This window comes from Paenibacillus sp. LBL (assembly GCF_029893715.1).
Classification (GTDB): domain Bacteria; phylum Bacillota; class Bacilli; order Paenibacillales; family Paenibacillaceae; genus Paenibacillus_AQ; species Paenibacillus_AQ glucanolyticus.
Genome location: NZ_JARXYU010000007.1, coordinates 1 through 18,189, shown reverse-complemented (window position 1 = coordinate 18,189; position 18,189 = coordinate 1). Strand labels below are relative to the sequence as shown.

Annotated in this window: 17 protein-coding genes; all 17 read left to right on the top strand. The window is 52.1% G+C overall.

The genetic code is table 11. The annotated features are described in order from the left end of the window. Positions 1-47 precede the first annotated feature (47 nt). Positions 48-884, top strand: a complete 837-nt coding sequence (gene dapF, locus M2277_RS16520) for a diaminopimelate epimerase (protein ID WP_006209215.1) — start codon at positions 48-50, stop codon at positions 882-884. Between the two features lie 180 nt (positions 885-1,064). Further along, a complete protein-coding gene (locus M2277_RS16515; protein ID WP_036636576.1) occupies positions 1,065-2,936 on the top strand; it encodes a bifunctional homocysteine S-methyltransferase/methylenetetrahydrofolate reductase in 1,872 nt (623 codons plus the stop codon). Positions 2,937-2,974: 38 nt separating this feature from the next. After that, on the top strand, positions 2,975-3,862 hold the full coding sequence (locus M2277_RS16510) for a YicC/YloC family endoribonuclease (protein WP_006209217.1): 888 nt from the start codon (positions 2,975-2,977) through the stop codon (positions 3,860-3,862). A gap of 53 nt (positions 3,863-3,915) precedes the next feature. Then, complete coding sequence (gene remA / locus M2277_RS16505) at positions 3,916-4,176, top strand: extracellular matrix/biofilm regulator RemA (RefSeq protein ID WP_006209218.1); 261 nt, start codon at positions 3,916-3,918, stop codon at positions 4,174-4,176. 13 nt (positions 4,177-4,189) lie between these two features. Further along, positions 4,190-4,762, top strand: coding sequence for a guanylate kinase (gmk, locus tag M2277_RS16500; RefSeq protein ID WP_006209219.1), 573 nt, complete (start codon positions 4,190-4,192; stop codon positions 4,760-4,762). Between the two features lie 62 nt (positions 4,763-4,824). Continuing rightward, the gene (gene rpoZ, locus M2277_RS16495; RefSeq protein ID WP_006209220.1) at positions 4,825-5,025 is read left to right on the top strand and encodes a DNA-directed RNA polymerase subunit omega; all 201 of its coding nucleotides are present in this window, start codon (positions 4,825-4,827) and stop codon (positions 5,023-5,025) included. Between the two features lie 124 nt (positions 5,026-5,149). Further along, positions 5,150-6,403 carry a bifunctional phosphopantothenoylcysteine decarboxylase/phosphopantothenate--cysteine ligase CoaBC gene (coaBC, locus tag M2277_RS16490; RefSeq protein WP_280755204.1) on the top strand — a complete coding sequence of 418 codons (1,254 nt, stop codon included), beginning with the start codon at positions 5,150-5,152 and terminating at the stop codon, positions 6,401-6,403. Continuing rightward, positions 6,403-8,937 (top strand): primosomal protein N', encoded by a 2,535-nt coding sequence (priA, locus tag M2277_RS16485; protein WP_280755203.1) that lies wholly within the window; start codon positions 6,403-6,405, stop codon positions 8,935-8,937. Before coaBC ends, priA begins: the two co-directional genes overlap by 1 nt. A 43-nt stretch (positions 8,938-8,980) precedes the next feature. Beyond that, entirely contained in the window at positions 8,981-9,475 is a 495-nt protein-coding gene (gene def / locus M2277_RS16480; RefSeq protein ID WP_006209223.1) for a peptide deformylase, read from the top strand. Further along, positions 9,472-10,413 carry a methionyl-tRNA formyltransferase gene (gene fmt / locus M2277_RS16475; RefSeq protein WP_076152063.1) on the top strand — a complete coding sequence of 314 codons (942 nt, stop codon included), beginning with the start codon at positions 9,472-9,474 and terminating at the stop codon, positions 10,411-10,413. The genes def and fmt overlap by 4 nt, the downstream gene beginning before the upstream one ends. Then, the gene (rsmB, locus tag M2277_RS16470) at positions 10,410-11,792 is read left to right on the top strand and encodes a 16S rRNA (cytosine(967)-C(5))-methyltransferase RsmB (protein ID WP_280755202.1); all 1,383 of its coding nucleotides are present in this window, start codon (positions 10,410-10,412) and stop codon (positions 11,790-11,792) included. The genes fmt and rsmB overlap by 4 nt, the downstream gene beginning before the upstream one ends. Before the next feature lie 180 nt (positions 11,793-11,972). After that, positions 11,973-13,013, top strand: a complete 1,041-nt coding sequence (gene rlmN, locus M2277_RS16465; RefSeq protein WP_006209226.1) for a dual-specificity RNA methyltransferase RlmN — start codon at positions 11,973-11,975, stop codon at positions 13,011-13,013. A 6-nt stretch (positions 13,014-13,019) separates the two neighbouring features. After that, on the top strand, positions 13,020-13,796 hold the full coding sequence (locus M2277_RS16460) for a Stp1/IreP family PP2C-type Ser/Thr phosphatase (RefSeq protein ID WP_006209227.1): 777 nt from the start codon (positions 13,020-13,022) through the stop codon (positions 13,794-13,796). Further along, entirely contained in the window at positions 13,793-15,922 is a 2,130-nt protein-coding gene (gene pknB / locus M2277_RS16455; RefSeq protein WP_280755201.1) for a Stk1 family PASTA domain-containing Ser/Thr kinase, read from the top strand. The genes M2277_RS16460 and pknB overlap by 4 nt, the downstream gene beginning before the upstream one ends. A gap of 53 nt (positions 15,923-15,975) precedes the next feature. Then, positions 15,976-16,884: a ribosome small subunit-dependent GTPase A gene (gene rsgA, locus M2277_RS16450; protein WP_063479034.1), complete on the top strand. Its 909-nt coding sequence runs from the start codon at positions 15,976-15,978 to the stop codon at positions 16,882-16,884. A gap of 4 nt (positions 16,885-16,888) precedes the next feature. Further along, the gene (gene rpe / locus M2277_RS16445) at positions 16,889-17,548 is read left to right on the top strand and encodes a ribulose-phosphate 3-epimerase (RefSeq protein WP_280755200.1); all 660 of its coding nucleotides are present in this window, start codon (positions 16,889-16,891) and stop codon (positions 17,546-17,548) included. Between the two features lie 159 nt (positions 17,549-17,707). Then, positions 17,708-17,788: a stage V sporulation protein SpoVM gene (spoVM, locus tag M2277_RS16440; RefSeq protein WP_034273235.1), complete on the top strand. Its 81-nt coding sequence runs from the start codon at positions 17,708-17,710 to the stop codon at positions 17,786-17,788. Positions 17,789-18,189 lie beyond the last annotated feature (401 nt).

Here is an 18,189-nt window from a genome sequence, read left to right as displayed (position 1 = left end):
TAAACTATGCACAAGCGTAGCAATTGCAGAGGAGATGGGTTTTTACTATGGAATTTACGAAAATGCACGGACTTGGCAACGACTTCGTTGTTGTATACGGTGAACAGGAACTTCCTAATGATGCGTCCGAACGGGCTGTGAAGCTGTGCCATCGCTTCTTCGGTATCGGTGCTGACGGACTTGTATATATATTGCCTTCCCGGAAGGCGGACTTCATGATGCGAATTATGAACTCGGACGGCTCCGAAGCCGAGCAGTGCGGCAACGCCATTCGCTGTGTCGCGAAGTATGTATATGATCACGGGCATATCAACCGTGAGGAGATAACGATAGAAACCATCGGTGCCGGAGTGCAGCAGGTTCGCCTTACGGTGCAGGATGGTCAAGTGAGCAGTGTGCGGGTAGACATGGGCGAGCCTGTACTGAATGGACTGAGTGTGCCAACAACCATTGATCTCAACCCGGTTGTGGATCATCCCGTTGAGGTGGACGGCCGGGAGTTCCGTTTCACTGCAGTATCCATGGGTAATCCGCATTGCGTGATTTATGTTGACGATGCTGTTAACTTTGATCTGGGTACATGGGGACCTAAGCTGGAGGTGCATCCGCTGTTCCCGAGAAAGATTAACGTGGAGTTTGCGACCGTGAATTCACGGGATCAAGTGGATATGCGGGTATGGGAGCGCGGCGCAGGTCCGACCCTGGCTTGCGGAACGGGCGCATGTGCGACGCTGGTATCGTCTGTGCTAAATGGATCAACAGACCGCAGCGCAACGATATCCCTGAAAGGCGGAGACTTGTTTATCGAGTGGGATGAGAACGACAACCATGTCTATATGACAGGCCCAGCCGAGCTCGTGTATAAAGGAACGTTAGCCATTTAAGGCACAGCTGTTGGCGATTAGGCACGATTGCGAGATAAAAACTAGCATTTTATAAAGTTTGTCCTGTAGGGGTGGACACGGTAGGGAGGCCTTTGGAAGGTCTCCCTTTTGTCTCTTTATCTTTATGAGAGTTTTATGATACATTAGTTGAAAATAAATGTCAGGTGGAGGGAAAACGCGATGAAACCGGATCTTCGGCAGGCATGGGAGAATCAGGTACTGGTCGGTGACGGCGCGATGGGTACTTATTTATATCAAAAGGGATTTCCTGTAGGCATATCATATGAAGAACTGAATTTAACCTCCCCGGAGGTCATCGGGAACGTTCATCGCCAGTATGTTGAAGCTGGTGCTCAGGTGATCGAGACGAACACGTTCTCTGCCAACTACGACAAACTGTCCAAATACGGTTTGGAGACGAGGGTAGAAGAGATTAACCGTGCAGGTGTAAGAATCGCCCGTGAAGCTGCCGGTAATCACGGATACGTAGTGGGGGCTGTGGGCTCCATTCGGGCAGGCAAAAGAAACAACATTTCTACCAGCGAGCTGAAGCGTTACTTCGAAGAGCAGCTGAAGGTTCTGATATCGGAAGGCGTTGACGGCATCCTGCTGGAGACGTTCTATGACGTGGACGAAATGCAGCTGGCGTTGGCGCAGGCGCGAATGCTGAGTGATATTCCGGTAATCTGCCAGTTTGCGGTCGAGGATATAGCCCGTACGCTGGACGGCTTCACGATGCCGGATGCTTACCGCATCCTGAGCCAGGAAGGCGCGGACATCATCGGCTTCAACTGCCGGACCGGTCCTAACGGCATTATGCGCGCGCTGGAAACCTTGAACGGCGTTATGAATCTTCCGGCATCGGTCTACCCTAATGCGGGGATCGCCGATTACGTGGACGGAGAATACCGTTATGGCGCGAGTCCGGAGTATTTCGGCAAGACGGCCCTGGAGTTTGCGGATCGGGGTGCCAGAATTATCGGCGGCTGCTGCGGAACCACACCGGAGCATATTTCAGAAATCTCCTTGGCCTTATCCGGGTACGTGCCTTCACCGCTGCCAGTCGTTGAAGAGGCTGAGGTCAACCGCATCGTGATCCATGAGTCGGCTCAAGAGCAGTTTTATGAGCGCAGCGGGGAACCAACAATCGTAGATATCGTGAAGGAGCGTCACACGGTTATCGTAGAGCTGGACCCTCCAAGGGATCTGGATATCACGAAGTTCATGAAAGGTGCGGAAGCTTTGAAAAAAGCCGGTGCCGACGCCTTGACCCTGGCTGACAATTCGCTGGCCGTAACGCGTATGAGCAACATGGCGCTCGGTCATCTGGTACAGGCGCGCACAGGTCTGCGGCCCTTGATTCATATCGCTTGCCGTGACCGCAATCTTATCGGAACGCAGTCGCATATGATGGGCTTCGATGCTCTTGGCATCGATCACGTGCTGGCCGTGACAGGGGATCCGGCGCGATTCGGAGACTTGCCGGATTCCAGCTCGGTTTATGACATGACCTCATTTGAAATCATACGAATGATCAAACAACTGAATGATGGCATTGCCTTCTCGGGCAAGCCGCTCAAGCAAAAAGCCAAGTTTGTTGTCGGGGCCGCATTTAATCCCAATGTCCGGCATCTCGACAAGGCGGTTGCACGCCTGGAGAAGAAGATTGCCTCCGGTGCGGATTATGTGATGACGCAGCCTGTGTACGACCCCGAGCTGATGGTTAGACTTAGAGAAGCGACAGCTCATTTGGAGATTCCAATCTTTATCGGCATCATGCCGCTGGCAAGCGGACGGAATGCGGAGTACCTGCACAATGAGGTGCCGGGCATTCAGCTTTCGGACGAAGTTCGGATGCGCATGGCCGGGCTTGAAGGTGAAGCGGGACGGGCCATGGGCGTCAAGATCGGCAAGGAGCTGCTGGACGTGGCAACAGAGCTTTTTAACGGCATCTACTTGATGACTCCGTTTATGTTCTATGAAATGAGTGTGCAATTAATGGAGTATGTCTGGGAGAAATCGGGCCGCCGATTGACCCCCTTGTTTCATTAATAATTATCAATTACAATAGTGTAATGGATGTGATTCCGATGTCATTGAGCATGACCGGATATGGGCAATCCGTTGTCGATTTTCAAGGTTACAATATCTCTTTCGAATTGAAGTCTGTCAATCACAGGTATTGTGAGATCGTCTTTCGAATGCCTCGTGAATGGGCATGCTTCGAGGATTCGCTTCGAAGGGCGGTACAGAGCCGAATCGGTCGCGGACGGATTGATGTTTATATTAACAAGGAAAACAACGGCGAGTCCCAGGGTGCTGTGCTGAACCACGCTATGGTTAAGGCATATTTGCAGGCTGCCGAGGATTTGAAGTCATACGGAATTAAGGGAGATCTGGCGGTGCGGGATATTATGTCGCTGCCAGATGTTCTTGTTAGTCCGAGCGGACTTCCCATGGATGAAGCGCAGCAGAAGTTATGGAATGATGCGCTTCTTCAAGGTCTTGAGCAAGCGTTGGACGGTCTGATGCAAATGCGCGGCAGGGAAGGGTCTTTTTTGGTGAGGGACATCGAACAGAGACTTGACCGCCTGCAGCTGCTCCACCGCGAGATGACCGAGCTCGCTCCAGACGTGCCGGAAGAATACCGGAAGCGTCTGCGGCAGCGCATCGAGTCGCTTGCTGAGGGGGCGCTTGCTGTTGATGAACATATATTCGGAATGGAAGTCGCTCTGTTTGCCGAACGTTCCAATGTGGACGAGGAGCTGATTCGTCTTCACAGTCACTTGGAACAGTGCAGGGAGCTGCTTCATCAGAAAAATCCTGTAGGCCGTAAATTGGATTTTCTGATTCAGGAAATGAACAGAGAGGTCAATACGATTGGATCGAAGGCCAATCATCTGACTCTGGTAAACCGTGTTGTCGAAATGAAAGCGGAACTGGAGAAGATTCGTGAGCAAGCCGCCAATGTGGAATAACCGCAGCTTCATCGGCAAATAAGAGTCAAATGTATAGGGGGAGCAACCGCACTATGGCAATCAAACTTATTAATATTGGCTTCGGAAACATCGTATCGGCCAATCGAATCATCTCAATCGTGAGTCCTGAATCGGCTCCGATCAAGAGGATTATTCAAGAAGCACGGGACCGTCATATGCTGATCGATGCTACATATGGCCGAAGGACACGGGCTGTTATCATTACCGATAGCGACCATGTGATTTTATCGGCTGTGCAGCCTGAAACGGTGGCTCACCGTCTGTCCAGCAAAGATGACGACAACGACGAATAAGATGGGGAGTACTATGTCTAAAGGATTATTGATTGTATTGTCCGGTCCTTCCGGGGTGGGAAAAGGAACCGTTTGTACGGCGCTTCGCAGCCGGGTTCCGGAATTGGTGTATTCGGTGTCGGCAACGACACGGTCGCCGCGGCTCGGTGAGGTAAATGGTGTGAACTATTTTTTCAAAAGTCGCGAGCAATTCATGGATATGATTGACAATGATCAGCTGCTTGAATATGCGGAATACGTCGGGAACTATTATGGGACCCCGCGTGATTTTGTGGAAGAAACATTAGCCACTGGCAAGGATATTATACTGGAGATCGAAGTGCAGGGTGCACTGAAGGTGAAGGAGAAGTTTCCGGATGGTATCTTTGTGTTTCTCATGCCGCCGTCGCTGGATGAATTGAAAGACCGAATCCAGGGCCGGGGAACAGAGAGTCAGGCTACAATCGACCATCGTATGTCCGTAGCTGTTGACGAAATCAATCTGCTGCAGCATTATGATTATGCGGTAGTGAATGATGAAATCAATCTCGCTTGTAAGAGAATAGAATCTATCATTATAGCCGAACATTGTAAGGTGAGAAAGTAAGCTGTCTGTTTGTTCATAGACGGCATAAACTTTCAAGTAAAATAAGAAGAGGTGCTTCGACTGTGTTATATCCATCCATTGATGAAATGATGAATAAGGTAGACAGTAAATATTCTCTTGTGGTTGCGGCTTCCCGCCGTGCACGCCAATTGCGTGAAGGAGAAGTTAGCGAGTTGAAACATCCGAAATCTCATAAGTATGTCGGTGTCGCTCTGGAAGAGATCTACGGCGATTACGTGAAGATTGAGAAGGGCCAGGACTAGGACTTTTTCCGACATTTGAATACAACAGCGTTAGCGCGCAAAAATGTGACAACCGAAAGGTTGTTATTTTTTTGACAAGATATGATAGTGTAACTTTCAGACCAATCGAAAGCGGGGGATTGTCATGTTGAACGGAAAAGTCATCGTACTTGGCGTTACAGGTGGCATTGCCGCGTATAAAGCAGCGACTTTATGCAGCAGGCTTGTCCAGAGGGGAGCGGATGTGCACGTCATTATGACGGAATCGGCGAAGCAGTTCATTCCGGAATTAACGCTGCAGACTCTGACCAAAAACCCGGTTTATAGCGATACTTTTGATGAGAGGGACCCGTCGGTAGTCTCGCATATCCACTTGGCCGATTTGGCCGATCTGGTGCTGATCGCTCCAGCAACTGCGAATGTTATTGGTAAAATGGCGCACGGCCTGGCAGACGACATGCTGACCACAACGCTGCTTGCGACCACTGCACCCGTCATGATCTCACCGGCGATGAATGTGCATATGTACACGCATCCGGCCGTTATGGCGAATATGGAGACGCTGGTTTCCCGCGGAGTGGCCATGATTGAACCCGGAGAAGGTCTTCTGGCATGCGGATATGTCGGAAAGGGACGGATGGAAGAGCCGGATACGATCGTTGACGTGGTTGAACGGTTTTTCAATGATCAAGCATCTCAGCTGGAAGAGGTGAGCGTGAGCACGGGAAGCGAGTCTCTTGGCCCATTGCAAGGTAAAAAAGTGGTTGTCACGGCTGGGGGTACGGTAGAGCGTATCGATCCGGTCCGTTATATCACGAATGATTCTTCCGGAAAAATGGGGTTTGCGATTGCTAAAGCTGCCCAAATGCTGGGAGCGGATGTTCACCTCATTGCCGCCCACACGGATGAAGCTCCGCCTGAGGGAATCTCCACGGAAAAGGTGGAATCAGCTCAGGAGATGTACGAAGCGGTGCTTCGCGTGTTTGAGAACAGTGATATCGTTGTTAAGGCGGCAGCTGTCGCTGATTATCGCCCGGCAGAAGTTGCAGCGTCCAAGATCAAGAAGCGCGGCGAGACCATGACGCTTGAGCTTGTAAAAACAACGGACATTCTGGAGAGTCTGGGGCGCCGGAAAATCTCGCAATTCTTGATCGGGTTTGCCGCAGAGACGGATAGTGTGGAGCAGTTTGCCCAAGAGAAGCTGAAGCGTAAAAACTGCGATCTGATCGTTGCCAACGATGTTACGCAGGAGGGCGCGGGATTTGGCACGGATACCAACAGCGTTCATATCTTTGACGCAGAGGGGCTGGTATTGCAGCTTCCCGTAATGTCCAAGGAGGAAGTGGCCCTGAGGCTCTTAACGCTGGCGGCGGAGCGGTTATCCGGGAGGTTATCCTAATGGAAATGGCCCGTGTAATTGTGGACGTGCCGTCCAAGGATACGGACCGGCCTTTTGATTATTTGATCCCGGAGGATCTGCGCCCCTGGATTGAGGTAGGAAGCCGTGTCGGAGTGCCCTTTGGACACCGTACGCTGCAGGGTTTCGTGGTTTCTCTGCATCCGCGTCCCGAGATGGATACGGCCAAAATGAAGCCGATTCAGGAAGTGCTCGATGTGATGCCGCCTCTTTCTCCTGAACTTATTGAGGTCGGGGAATGGATGAAGGAGCGCTATGCTTGCCGTCATATATCTGCTCTCCAATCGATGCTGCCAACGGCGCTGAAAGGAAAAGCGGAGCGCTATATTTCCCTTGCCCATTCTGATATGGACATGGACAGCACAGAGGAAGCGGACGGACTATTTGCTCTCCTGCCCGAGAGTGAGCTGGAGCAGCAGATCATCCGGTTTGTCGGTCAGAAGGGCGAGGTGTCGCTTCAGCAGTTATCCCGGGCGTTTCCGGATGGGGCTGCAACGATAAAAGCGCTGATCGGCCGAGGACGGCTCAGCGAATTTCAGCAGATCAAGGATAAACTGCAGAAAAAAACGATGAAGGCGATAGAGCTTGCCGTTTCGAGCGAGGAAGCGAGCACGGCTTTAGCGTCTTTTCCGGCGAAGGCTCAGCGTCAGAAGGAAGTGCTCCAATATATTTTGGAGATGGAGGACTTTCTGCCGATATCGCAAAAGGATCTGCTGCAGACACTTGGCGTCACAGCGGGTACCGTCAAAGCGCTTGCTGACAAAGGGCTGATTACCCTTGAAGATGTCGAAGTGTTTCGCGACCCATACAGAGGGCGGAACTTCACGCCGAGCACCCCATTGGCGCTCACGCAGGAGCAGCAGGTGGTGTACCGCAGCATCGTGAATAAGCTTGACGAACGTGAGCATGGCGTATTTCTGCTGCATGGGGTTACAGGCAGCGGCAAGACGGAAATCTACCTGCAGACCATTCAGCGCTGCCTGGAACAGGAGCGTCAGGCGATTGTTCTGGTTCCGGAAATATCGCTCACCCCGCAAATGGTGGAACGATTCAAAGCCCGCTTTGGCGACCGCGTGGCCGTCATGCACAGTCGGCTTTCGGACGGTGAACGCTATGATGAATGGCGCAAAATAAGGGAAGGCCGCGCCTCTGTAGTTGTGGGTGCCCGATCGGCGGTGTTTGCGCCGTTTGATCGCCTAGGTCTGATCATTATGGATGAAGAGCATGAAACATCATATAAACAGGAAGAAACACCGAAGTACCATGCCAGGGACGTTGCGATTCACCGGGCCTCGCTGACCGGCGCTGCCGTCATTTTAGGCTCTGCAACGCCTTCGCTTGAGAGCTATCATGCGGCAAAATCGCAGGCGCAGGATCATTTTGCGCCGCAGCTGCTGGAGATGCCAAGCCGCGCGCTGGGGAACCGGCTGCCGGAGGTGCAGATCGTGGATATGCGGGAGGAGCTGCGTGATGGAAACCGCTCTATGTTTAGCCGTTCCCTGCATGCAGCGATTACAACTCGGCTTGAACGCGGAGAACAGACGGTACTGCTTCTGAATCGGCGGGGCTACTCTACGTTTGTGATGTGCCGGAGCTGCGGATATGTGGCAGGTTGTCCGGAATGCGATATCTCGCTGACCTATCATCAGAAATCGAACAATCTGCGCTGCCATTATTGCGGTTATGCGGCACAAGCACCAGAGGTGTGTCCGGAATGCGGAAGCGAGCATATACGCTATTTCGGTACGGGCACACAGCGCGTCGAGGAAGAATTGGCCAAGCTGTTTCCCGGGATACGCGTCATTCGAATGGATGTGGACACGACCACAGAGAAGGGCTCCCACGAGAAGCTGCTTAAGCAATTTCGAGATAAAAAGGGAGACGTCCTCCTAGGCACCCAGATGGTCGCCAAAGGACTGGATTTCCCGGATGTTACCTTAGTCGGTGTCATTACAGCCGATTCGGCGCTGAACCTGCCCGATTTCCGGGCTGCCGAGAAGACGTTCCAGCTTCTCACTCAGGTTGCCGGACGTGCCGGGCGCCATCAGCTGCCTGGGGAAGTGGTCATCCAGTCGTATACTCCGGAACATTATTCGATCATTCACGCGAGCAGCCATGATTATTTATCCTTCGTCAAGGACGAACTGAAGCACCGCAAGGCGCTCCACTACCCGCCGTATTGCAGGCTGATACTGGTGACGCTGTCCCATGAGCAGCTGCCGCTGCTGGTTAGAATGGCGGAGAATTTTGCCGCTGCCATAAAAAGCGAATCCGACCGGCGAGGATGGTTCGGAAGCCTGGACCGGTTTGACGCGAGCGCGCTCGATATACTGGGTCCCGTGGCTTCGCCAATTCCGCGGTTAAAAAATAGATACAGATTTCAATGTATGATAAAATGGCGGGGAACGATGGATGCCGTCTCGCTGGTGCGTGTGGTTGCCGAGAAGCTTCAGGATTCGGCGCGGGACAGCAAACTCCAAATCAGTATTGACGTTGATCCGCAAATGTTAATGTAATACCGCATATAATGATGAAAAGCACAAGGATGGTGTCGTATACATGGCGATTCGAATTATCGTTAAAGAACCGGATGAGGTTCTTCACAAGAAGGCAAAGGAAGTTACCAAAATCACGCCGAACGTACAAAAGCTGCTGGATGACATGGCAGATACGATGTACGATGCAGATGGCGTGGGGCTGGCTGCGCCGCAGGTCGGCATATTGAAGCGTCTGATCGTCATTGATGCTGGCGACGAGCACGGTCTCATCAAGATGATCAATCCAGAGATTGTGGAGAGCGAAGGCGAGCAATTCGGACCGGAAGGCTGTCTTAGCATACCGGGATGGAACGGGGATGTGCGCCGCGCGGAGAAAGTGACGGTTAAAGGGCTTGATCGTGAAGGCAATGAACTCATCGTTACGGGTACGGGGCTGCTTGCACGTGCGTTTCAGCATGAAATTGATCATCTGAACGGGGTGCTGTTTACAGAAATCGCTGATCGGGTGTACGAATATGTTCCGGAACAGCCAAGAAAAGAGCTGGAGAACCGATGAAGATCGTATTTATGGGCACCCCGGCCTTTGCAGTACCCAGCCTGGAAATGTTGATTGCCGAAGGTTATTCCATAGCGGCCGTGGTTACGCAGCCAGATCGTCCGCAAGGGCGTAAAAAAGTGCTGACTCCGACGCCGGTGAAGGAAGCCGCGCTTCGCCATGGTATCCCGGTTCTGCAGCCCCAGCGCCTGCGGAGCCCGGAAGCTGTGGCTGAACTGGCGGAATATAAGCCGGATCTGATCGTAACGGCCGCTTATGGTCAAATCCTGCCGAAATCGGTGCTGGATATGCCATCGCTGGGCTGTCTAAATGTACACGGATCGCTGCTCCCCGCTTACCGGGGAGGAGCACCAATCCAGCGCAGCATCATTAATGGAGAAGCGGTAACAGGCATTACGCTCATGTATATGGCAGAGGGTCTCGATACGGGCGACATGATTGCCAAGGCCGAAGTTCCCATTGAAGAAACCGATACGGCCGGAACCATGTTCGAGAAGCTGAGCCAAGCTGGCGCGAAGCTGCTTCAGCAGGAGCTTCCGCGTTTGGTGAAGGGCAAGGTGGATGCTGAGCCTCAGGACGAGGCGAAGGCAACGTATGCACCGAATTTGACCCGGGATGATGAGAAGATTGATTGGAGCCGCAGCTCCCGTGAAATTTATAATCAAATCCGTGGTCTTGTTCCGTATTCCGGCGGATTTACGCTATGGAACGGGGAAGTATTTAAGGTGTGGGCAGCGGCCAATCCGAGCAGCGCTCAAGTGGTATCCAGCGAAGCTCAGCCCGGAACGGTCCTTGGACTTCACGAAGAGGGCATCGTTGTGAAGACCGGTGACGGCTCCCTTACTTTGCTTACCGTCCAGCCTAGCGGCAAGAAGGCGATGGATGCTGCCCAATTCGTGCGCGGTACAAGCCTGGCGGTCGGGACGGTGCTGACGTGAGCGGCAACCGTAACCCGAAGGGACGCCAGGAATCCCCGCGGGAGCTGGCGATGAATGTACTGACACAGGTGGAGCAGGAGGGAGCGTACAGCAATCTCCTGCTCAACTCGGCTCTTCAGAAGGCCGCGCTATCCAAGAGTGATGCAGGCCTTGCTACGGAGCTGGTCTACGGCACAATATCGAGGCTGAACACCCTCGATTATTTTTTGGACAGGTATGTCAACAAAGGGGTCGCCAAGCTTCAGCCCTGGGTAAGAGCACTGCTTCGAATGAGTCTGTATCAGGTCGTATATCTGGATCGGATTCCAGATCATGCGGTTGTCAGTGAGGCTGTTAATCTGGCGAAGCGCCGCGGGCATCAAGGGATCTCCGGCATGGTGAACGGGGTGCTTCGGAATATTCTGCGTCAGAAGGCAGACCTGACAATCCCTGAGGACATGCCTGCTGCCCGGCGGATCTCTCTCCTGCATTCTCATCCGCAGTGGCTGGTTGAGCGATGGATTGCCCAGTACGGAACCGAGGCGACAGAGGCGATCTGTGCCGCAAACAATGAACCGCCGGCTGTCAGCGTCAGAGTCAACACAACGATGATCAGCCGTGAGGAGATGTTAAAGCTGATGGGCAGCCACGGCCTGGATGCGACACCTTCGCCCCTCAGTCCCTATGGGATTGTAGTTAAAGGCGCAGGAAATATGGCGCTGACCGATTGGTACCGGGATGGGCTGATCTCCATCCAGGATGAGAGCTCAATGCTGGTCGCTGAAGCCATTCAGCCTGAGCCGGGTATGCGGGTTCTGGATTGCTGTGCGGCTCCTGGCGGCAAAAGCGCCCACATGGGCGAACTGATGAAGGATGAAGGCTCCATTATTGCCAACGACATTCATACCCACAAAGGCAAGCTGATATCGGACCAGGCAAGCCGCCTGGGACTGGACAGCATTATGACCGTGACTGGGGATGCGCTGGATTTGGCCGATCGCTTCGAGCCTGCGTCTTTTGACCGAATTTTGCTGGATGCTCCCTGCTCGGGGCTTGGTGTGATCCGGCGCAAGCCCGATTTGAAGTGGGGCAAGTCAGAGGAGGACATCGCTGAGATTGCCGCGCTGCAGTTAAGGCTGCTGGAGTCGGTATCTTCCCTGCTTCGTCCAGGCGGAATCCTGGTATACAGCACGTGTACCATGGAACCGCAGGAGAACGAAGGCGTGGTATCTGCTTTTCTGGAAGGCCATGCGGAGTTTGCCATTGCGGACGATGGTCTTGGGAGTCTGAGCCGCCTGGAGGAGAAATCCCTTCTGCGAGGAGGGGGAGTTCAGATTCTGCCCCAACACTATCATAGTGACGGCTTCTACATTGCAAGAATCAGCAGACAGTCCTCTTAGGGCGTCCTGCTGTTATGACTATAGTCGTATCCCGCCAGTGCCGGCGGGTTTTCCTCTTTTACCGTCTCTTTTATTTATGTTAGAATAGGAAGAATGAAAAAAGAGATGCATATGAATGTAATAGCGGGATTTCAGGAGAATGTTTCCGAATATCCTCTAAATTAGACAGGTGTGGTGAGAATGAAACCTTTTATATACGATTATTCACTGGAAGAACTACAAGCATGGGCTCAAGAGAATGGAGAGCCGGCGTTTCGCGGAACCCAGATCTATGACTGGCTGTACGTGAAGCGGGTAAATGACTTCGAGGAAATGACGAATTTGTCCAAGGAGCTCCGCGGCAAGCTGGAGCAGCAGTTCAGCTTCGTTACGTTGTCCGAAATCACCAAGCTCGAATCCAAGGACGGAACGGTCAAGTTCCTGTTCGGCCTGCATGATGACCATGCCATCGAGACGGTCATTATGAAGCATAACTACGGTAACAGCATTTGCGTTACGACACAGGTGGGCTGCCGTATCGGATGTACGTTCTGTGCATCCACCTTGGGAGGCTTGAAGCGGAATCTGACCTCCGGCGAGATCGTGGCCCAAGTGGTTCAGGCGCAGAAGATTCTCGATAAAACGGGAGAGCGTGTCAGCAGCATCGTGATCATGGGTTCAGGCGAGCCGTTCGAGAACTATGAGGCAACCATGAAGTTTCTGCGCACGATGATCCATGAAAAAGGGCTGAATATCGGCCAGCGCCACATCACCGTTTCGACGAGTGGCATTGTGCCTAACATTTATAAATTCACAGAAGAGAATACCCAGATTAATCTGGCCATCTCCATTCATGCACCGAACGATAAACTGCGCTCGAAGCTGATGCCGGTCAACCGTCGTTTTCCGTTTGATGATGTGATTGAATCGCTTCGTCATTATCAGGCGAAAACCGGACGGCGCATTACGTTTGAGTATGCGCTGATCGGTGGGGTGAACGATCAGGTTGAACATGCCGAAGAGCTTGCGGACGTCATCAAGGACATGAACTGCTTTGTCAATCTGATTCCGGTTAACCACGTGCCGGAGCGGAAATATGTTCGCACATCGCGAAACGACATTTTCAAATTTCAGCGTGCGTTAGCAGACAAGGGGGTCAACGTGACCATCCGTCGTGAACAAGGCCATGATATCGCTGCCGCTTGCGGTCAGCTGCGGGCCAAGCATATGGAGTTGAGGTGAGAACATTTGATCAAGACGGTTCATGTAAGCCATGTGGGACGTGTTCGTCCTGTTAATGAAGATTCGGTATTTGTTAGCACACTGGAGCATGGCTACACCTTAGGTGTGGTTGCTGACGGTATGGGAGGTCATCTTGCAGGTGACACCGCCAGCAGGCTTGCGGTAGACACCGTAGCCGAGGATTTGTCCTCACTGGAGCAGGACATGTCCATGGAAAGTATTCGGGCTGCGCTGGGGGATGCCATTTTGCATGCTAACGCAGTTATCTATCGGGAAGCCTCGTCTGATGAGCGGCTTCACAATATGGGAACGACAATTGTAGCGGTGCTGCTGCGAGGATCCGAGGGTTATATCGGACATATCGGGGATAGTCGGGCCTACAAAATCATTCCCGGACAAGTGATTCGACTCACGGATGATCATACACTGGTCAATGAGCTTTATAAAAGTGGTCAGATTACGGAAGATCAACTGGAAACCCATCCCCGGAAAAATGTATTAAGCCGGGCGCTTGGAACGGATGTGGATGTGACGGTTGAGCTTACACCGGTTACGATAGGAGAAAGCGAAGTGCTGCTTCTCTGCAGTGACGGGCTAAGCAACCGGGTCAGCCGTGAACTGATTGGACAAATTTCGGGTTCACTTGACCTTCCTCTGGAAGAAAGAGCGGATCGCCTGCTTCAACTGGCACTTCTCGCTGGCGGTGAGGACAACATTACTGTCGCAATGTTTGAACATCATGAAGAGGTTGACGGGCAACGTATAAAGGGGTGGGATTCATGATCGGACATGAATTGGCTGGTCGTTATAAGATTATTGAACGCATCGGTGGCGGTGGCATGGCGCTGGTCTACAAGGCTCAGGATATTTTGCTGAACCGAAACGTAGCGATCAAAGTGCTGCGCCAGCAGTTTGTGCACGACGAGGAATTTATTCGCCGTTTCCGGCGTGAGGCACAATCAGCGGCTTCGTTGTCGCATTCCAATGTGGTCAGCATCTATGATGTGGGCCAGGAGGAAGAAGTGCATTACATCGTCATGGAATATATCGAAGGCCAGAACTTGAATGAAATCATTAAAGAACGGGCGCCGCTGCAGGTGGAAGAAGCCGTGCGGATTGCTACCCAGATTTGTGATGCACTGGGGCATGCCCATCATAATCAGATCATACACAGGGATATCAAACCGCATAACATTCTGATTGGCCGCAATGGGAGGGTCAAAGTAACCGACTTTGGGATTGCCAGAGCGGTCACGTCGACAACGATTACGCAAACAGGCTCCGTTGTGGGCTCTGTGCATTATTTCTCACCGGAGCACGCCAAGGGCGTCGTGACCGGAGAGAAATCGGATTTATACTCGCTTGGTATCGTGTTATACCAGATGCTTACTGCCCGTCTTCCTTTTCTGGGCGAGAGCCCGATTAGTGTTGCTCTGAAGCATCTCCAGGAGGAATTTGATGAGCCGAGAGAGGTCAATCCGCTTATCCCTCAAAGCGTGGAGAATATTATTCTGAAATCCATGCGCAAAAATCCGGAGGAGCGCTACCAGTCTGCGGAAGAGATGATGGACGACCTGGAGACGTGTTTGCACCCAATGCGTCTCAATGAACCGAAGATGGAGTTTGAGGAAGATGCCGATTCAACCCTGGTCATGCCGGCACTCAAAACGATGCAGCGCAGTCAGCATGATGACCCGGACGATGATGCGGACAATGAGGAATATGAGGAAAAGCCCACCGGTAAACCGAAGAAAAAATGGGTCAAGCCGACCATTATCATCGGATCGGTACTCCTGTTCCTGGGTATCATGGCTGGTGTTGTCATGTATGTGAACAACATGCTGGAGGTACCGGAGGTTAAGGTTCCTCAAGTTGTAGGCATGACGGAAGAGGAAGCGATTCGCGAGCTCGAGGCGAGCGGTTTGACGGTGGATGAGGAAGTCCTCCGGGAATATAAACCGAATGTCGATGAAGGCATTGTTTTTGCGCAGAACAAGGAAGCGGAAACCATGCTGAAGAAGGGTTCTCCGGTTCAATTGTCGGTTGGGGATAAGAAGCCGCTCGAAAAAATGCCGGATCTCTCGGGCAAGACGTTCGATGAGGCCGTTGAGATCCTGAAAAATATGGGTATTAAGGAAAACGCCATTAAGCAGTCGTCTGAAAACAATGATACTGTACCTGTAGATCAGATATTTGATCAGAGTCCTTCCGCCGATACCGAAATTGATCCTGAACAGATAGAGGTGCGGGTCACGGTAAGCAAGGGCAAGCATACGGTTAATATGCCGAGCCTGATCGGAATGGACAAAGACAAGGCGGTTGCTACCATCGAATCCTTCGGCCTTAAGGTCGGAGCGATCAAGGAGAAATCCAGCTTTGAAGTGAAGAAGGGCGAGGTAATGGAACAATGGCCGCATGAGCCTAACGTACCTGTAGCACCTAACTCTGAAATCACGCTGTTCGTCAGCTCCGGCTATCCATCGGATGCACTTGAATATAATTACAGCGTTCCGGTATCACCTAGCATGGAGGGCCAAGAAAGCAAGATTCGTGTGGTCTTTACCGATGCATTGGGAGAAAACCAAGAAGTCGTGAACAAGGTCATTACGACGTCGGAAATGGTGCCTGTCAAGCTGCTGCTGGCACCGAACAAGGATGCCACGGTGATGATATTCCGTGATGGCCGCCAGGTGGATACGTACAGCGTAAGTTACAGCGACGTCAAGAACGGAACCGTGCCGCAGCCGACCTTTGAAGAGCCGCCTGCTCCGCCTGATGTGCCGGTCGACACCAATCCGGACGAAGGCAACGGGGAAGAGGGTAACAATGGCGAAGACGATGCAGCCAATCATTGGGAATCCGGCAATAATGGCAACGGCAAGGGTCGAGGCAACAAGGATAATGATTAGGACACAAGTCATGAGAACACTAAAATTTCAACAAGAAAGGTGAGGCCTATTATATGCTTGAGGGATTGATCGTGAAGGCACTAAGCGGATATTACTATGTCAAACCACTGCAAGACGGCAACATTATATCCGGGGAGGACCCAGCGGTTCAATGCAGAGCCCGCGGCATTTTCAAAAAGAAAGGCATCTCTCCGCTCGTTGGAGATCACGTTATGTACTCACTGACTGAGAATGGGGAAGGGACCGTGGAAGAAATTCTTCCACGGTCTTCCCAATTAATTCGCCCGCCTGTAGCTAATGTCGACTTGGCGGTGCTGTTGTTTTCGGTTAAAGAACCGGACCTGAGCTTGCACCTGCTGGACAAGTTCCTGGTACATATTGAGCATGCCGGTCTTGAAGCGTTGATCTGCTTGACGAAGCAGGATCTTGCGGATGCCTCAGACGATATACTGGAGCAGGTCAAGCGCCAGTACGAGCAAATAGGCTACGAAGTGATGATTACCAGCTCGGTCGAAGGTACAGGCACCGAACAGGTGAAGGATCGCTTGGCGGGCCATATCAGCGTATTCTCCGGTCAATCCGGTGTCGGGAAGTCGTCTTTGCTTAATGCGCTGATGCCCGGCCTCACGCTGGAGACCAGTGAAATCAGTTTGCGTCTTGGCCGGGGTCGGCATACGACGCGTCATGTCGAGCTGATCGAGCTTGATAACGGCGGGTACGTTGCCGATACACCGGGCTTTAGCCAATTGGACTTTTTGGAGCTGGGCGTCGAGGAGCTTTCGACCTGTTTCAGGGAGTTTGCTCTTTATGCCGACAACTGCAAATTCAGAGGCTGCAGTCATTTGCATGAGCCGGGCTGCCGGGTGATTCAAGCCAAAGAGGATGGAATCATTCTTGCCAGCCGCTACGAGCATTATGTGGAGTTTTTTGCAGAAATGAAAGACAAGAAGCGGAGGTACTGAAACTATGATAAAAATTGCCCCATCCATACTGTCAGCTGATTTTGCCAAGCTGGGACAAGAAATCAAGGATGCCGAGGCCGGCGGAGCCGATTGGATTCATGTGGACGTGATGGACGGTCACTTCGTGCCTAATATTACGCTGGGTCCGCCTATCGTCCAAGCGATCAGACCGCACACGAGCCTGACGCTTGACGTGCATTTGATGATCGAGCAGCCGGAGCTTTATATAGCGGATTTCGTAAAGGCAGGAGCTGACCTGATTACGGTTCATGCCGAGACCTGTCCGCATCTTCATCGTGTGATCCATCTTATTAAGGAGCATGGCGTAAAGGCAGGCGTTGCGATCAATCCGGCCACGCCGGCCCATGTGCTGCAGGAGGTGCTTCCTGATTTGGATCTGGTGCTGGTCATGACTGTAAACCCTGGATTTGGGGGACAAGCTTTTATCGAGCGGACCGTTAACAAGATCTCACAGCTCCGTAAATGGATTTCAAGCTCTGACTTCCCCAATATCCATATTGAAGTGGATGGAGGCATTACAGCGGAGACAGCGCCCCTTGTGGTGGAAGCAGGAGCTGATGTCCTGGTGGCGGGAAGCGCGGTATTCGGCAAGCCGGATCGCGCAGCAGCCATCGCAAATATTCGAAACAGCGTAACATCTTGACCGGAACGTGAGCAAGGGATGCATAGGGCGGGGGTTTCCCGCATAAATATGGTTACATGAGCAGGGTTCTCATGTAGCCTTTTTTGTCTGTGTTCACATCTATGGGCTTGGTGCATAACATAATCTAGGAAGGCATGAGAATGATGGGGAGGGTGAGACATGAAATTCTATACGTTCAAGCTGCCGAAGTTTCTGGGAGGTTTTGTGAAGGCGATCTTAAATACGTTTCACAAGAGCTGACAGCTTGTCCCGGCGTAACAAAACCTCCGCCCGGGACTGGCACCGCCTTGCCGGTTCTAGGGAAAGAGGCAAGAACACTCCGATCCGCGCATGGAGGAGATACCGCATCTCGTGCGGAAGTTTCTCTTGCGGTATAAGTAAGCCAAGCGCGATGTCTCCTTCGCTTTCTTATATCAAAAGAAGAGTGTCTAGCGACGTACTTATCGAAGACAGACCGCGTTCGACCGGAAGTTTTCTTGCGATATAAGAAAGCGGGAGTTTTGCTCGTTCATTTTTCTTATATCTAAATAAAAAAAGCACCTGCTATCGGGACTGACCCCCGTTTGTGAGACAGGGATCAAAACACCTTGCAAGTTTAAGCAGCCAGTTGGCGGAAATGAACCGGCGACTGGTTGTTTAGT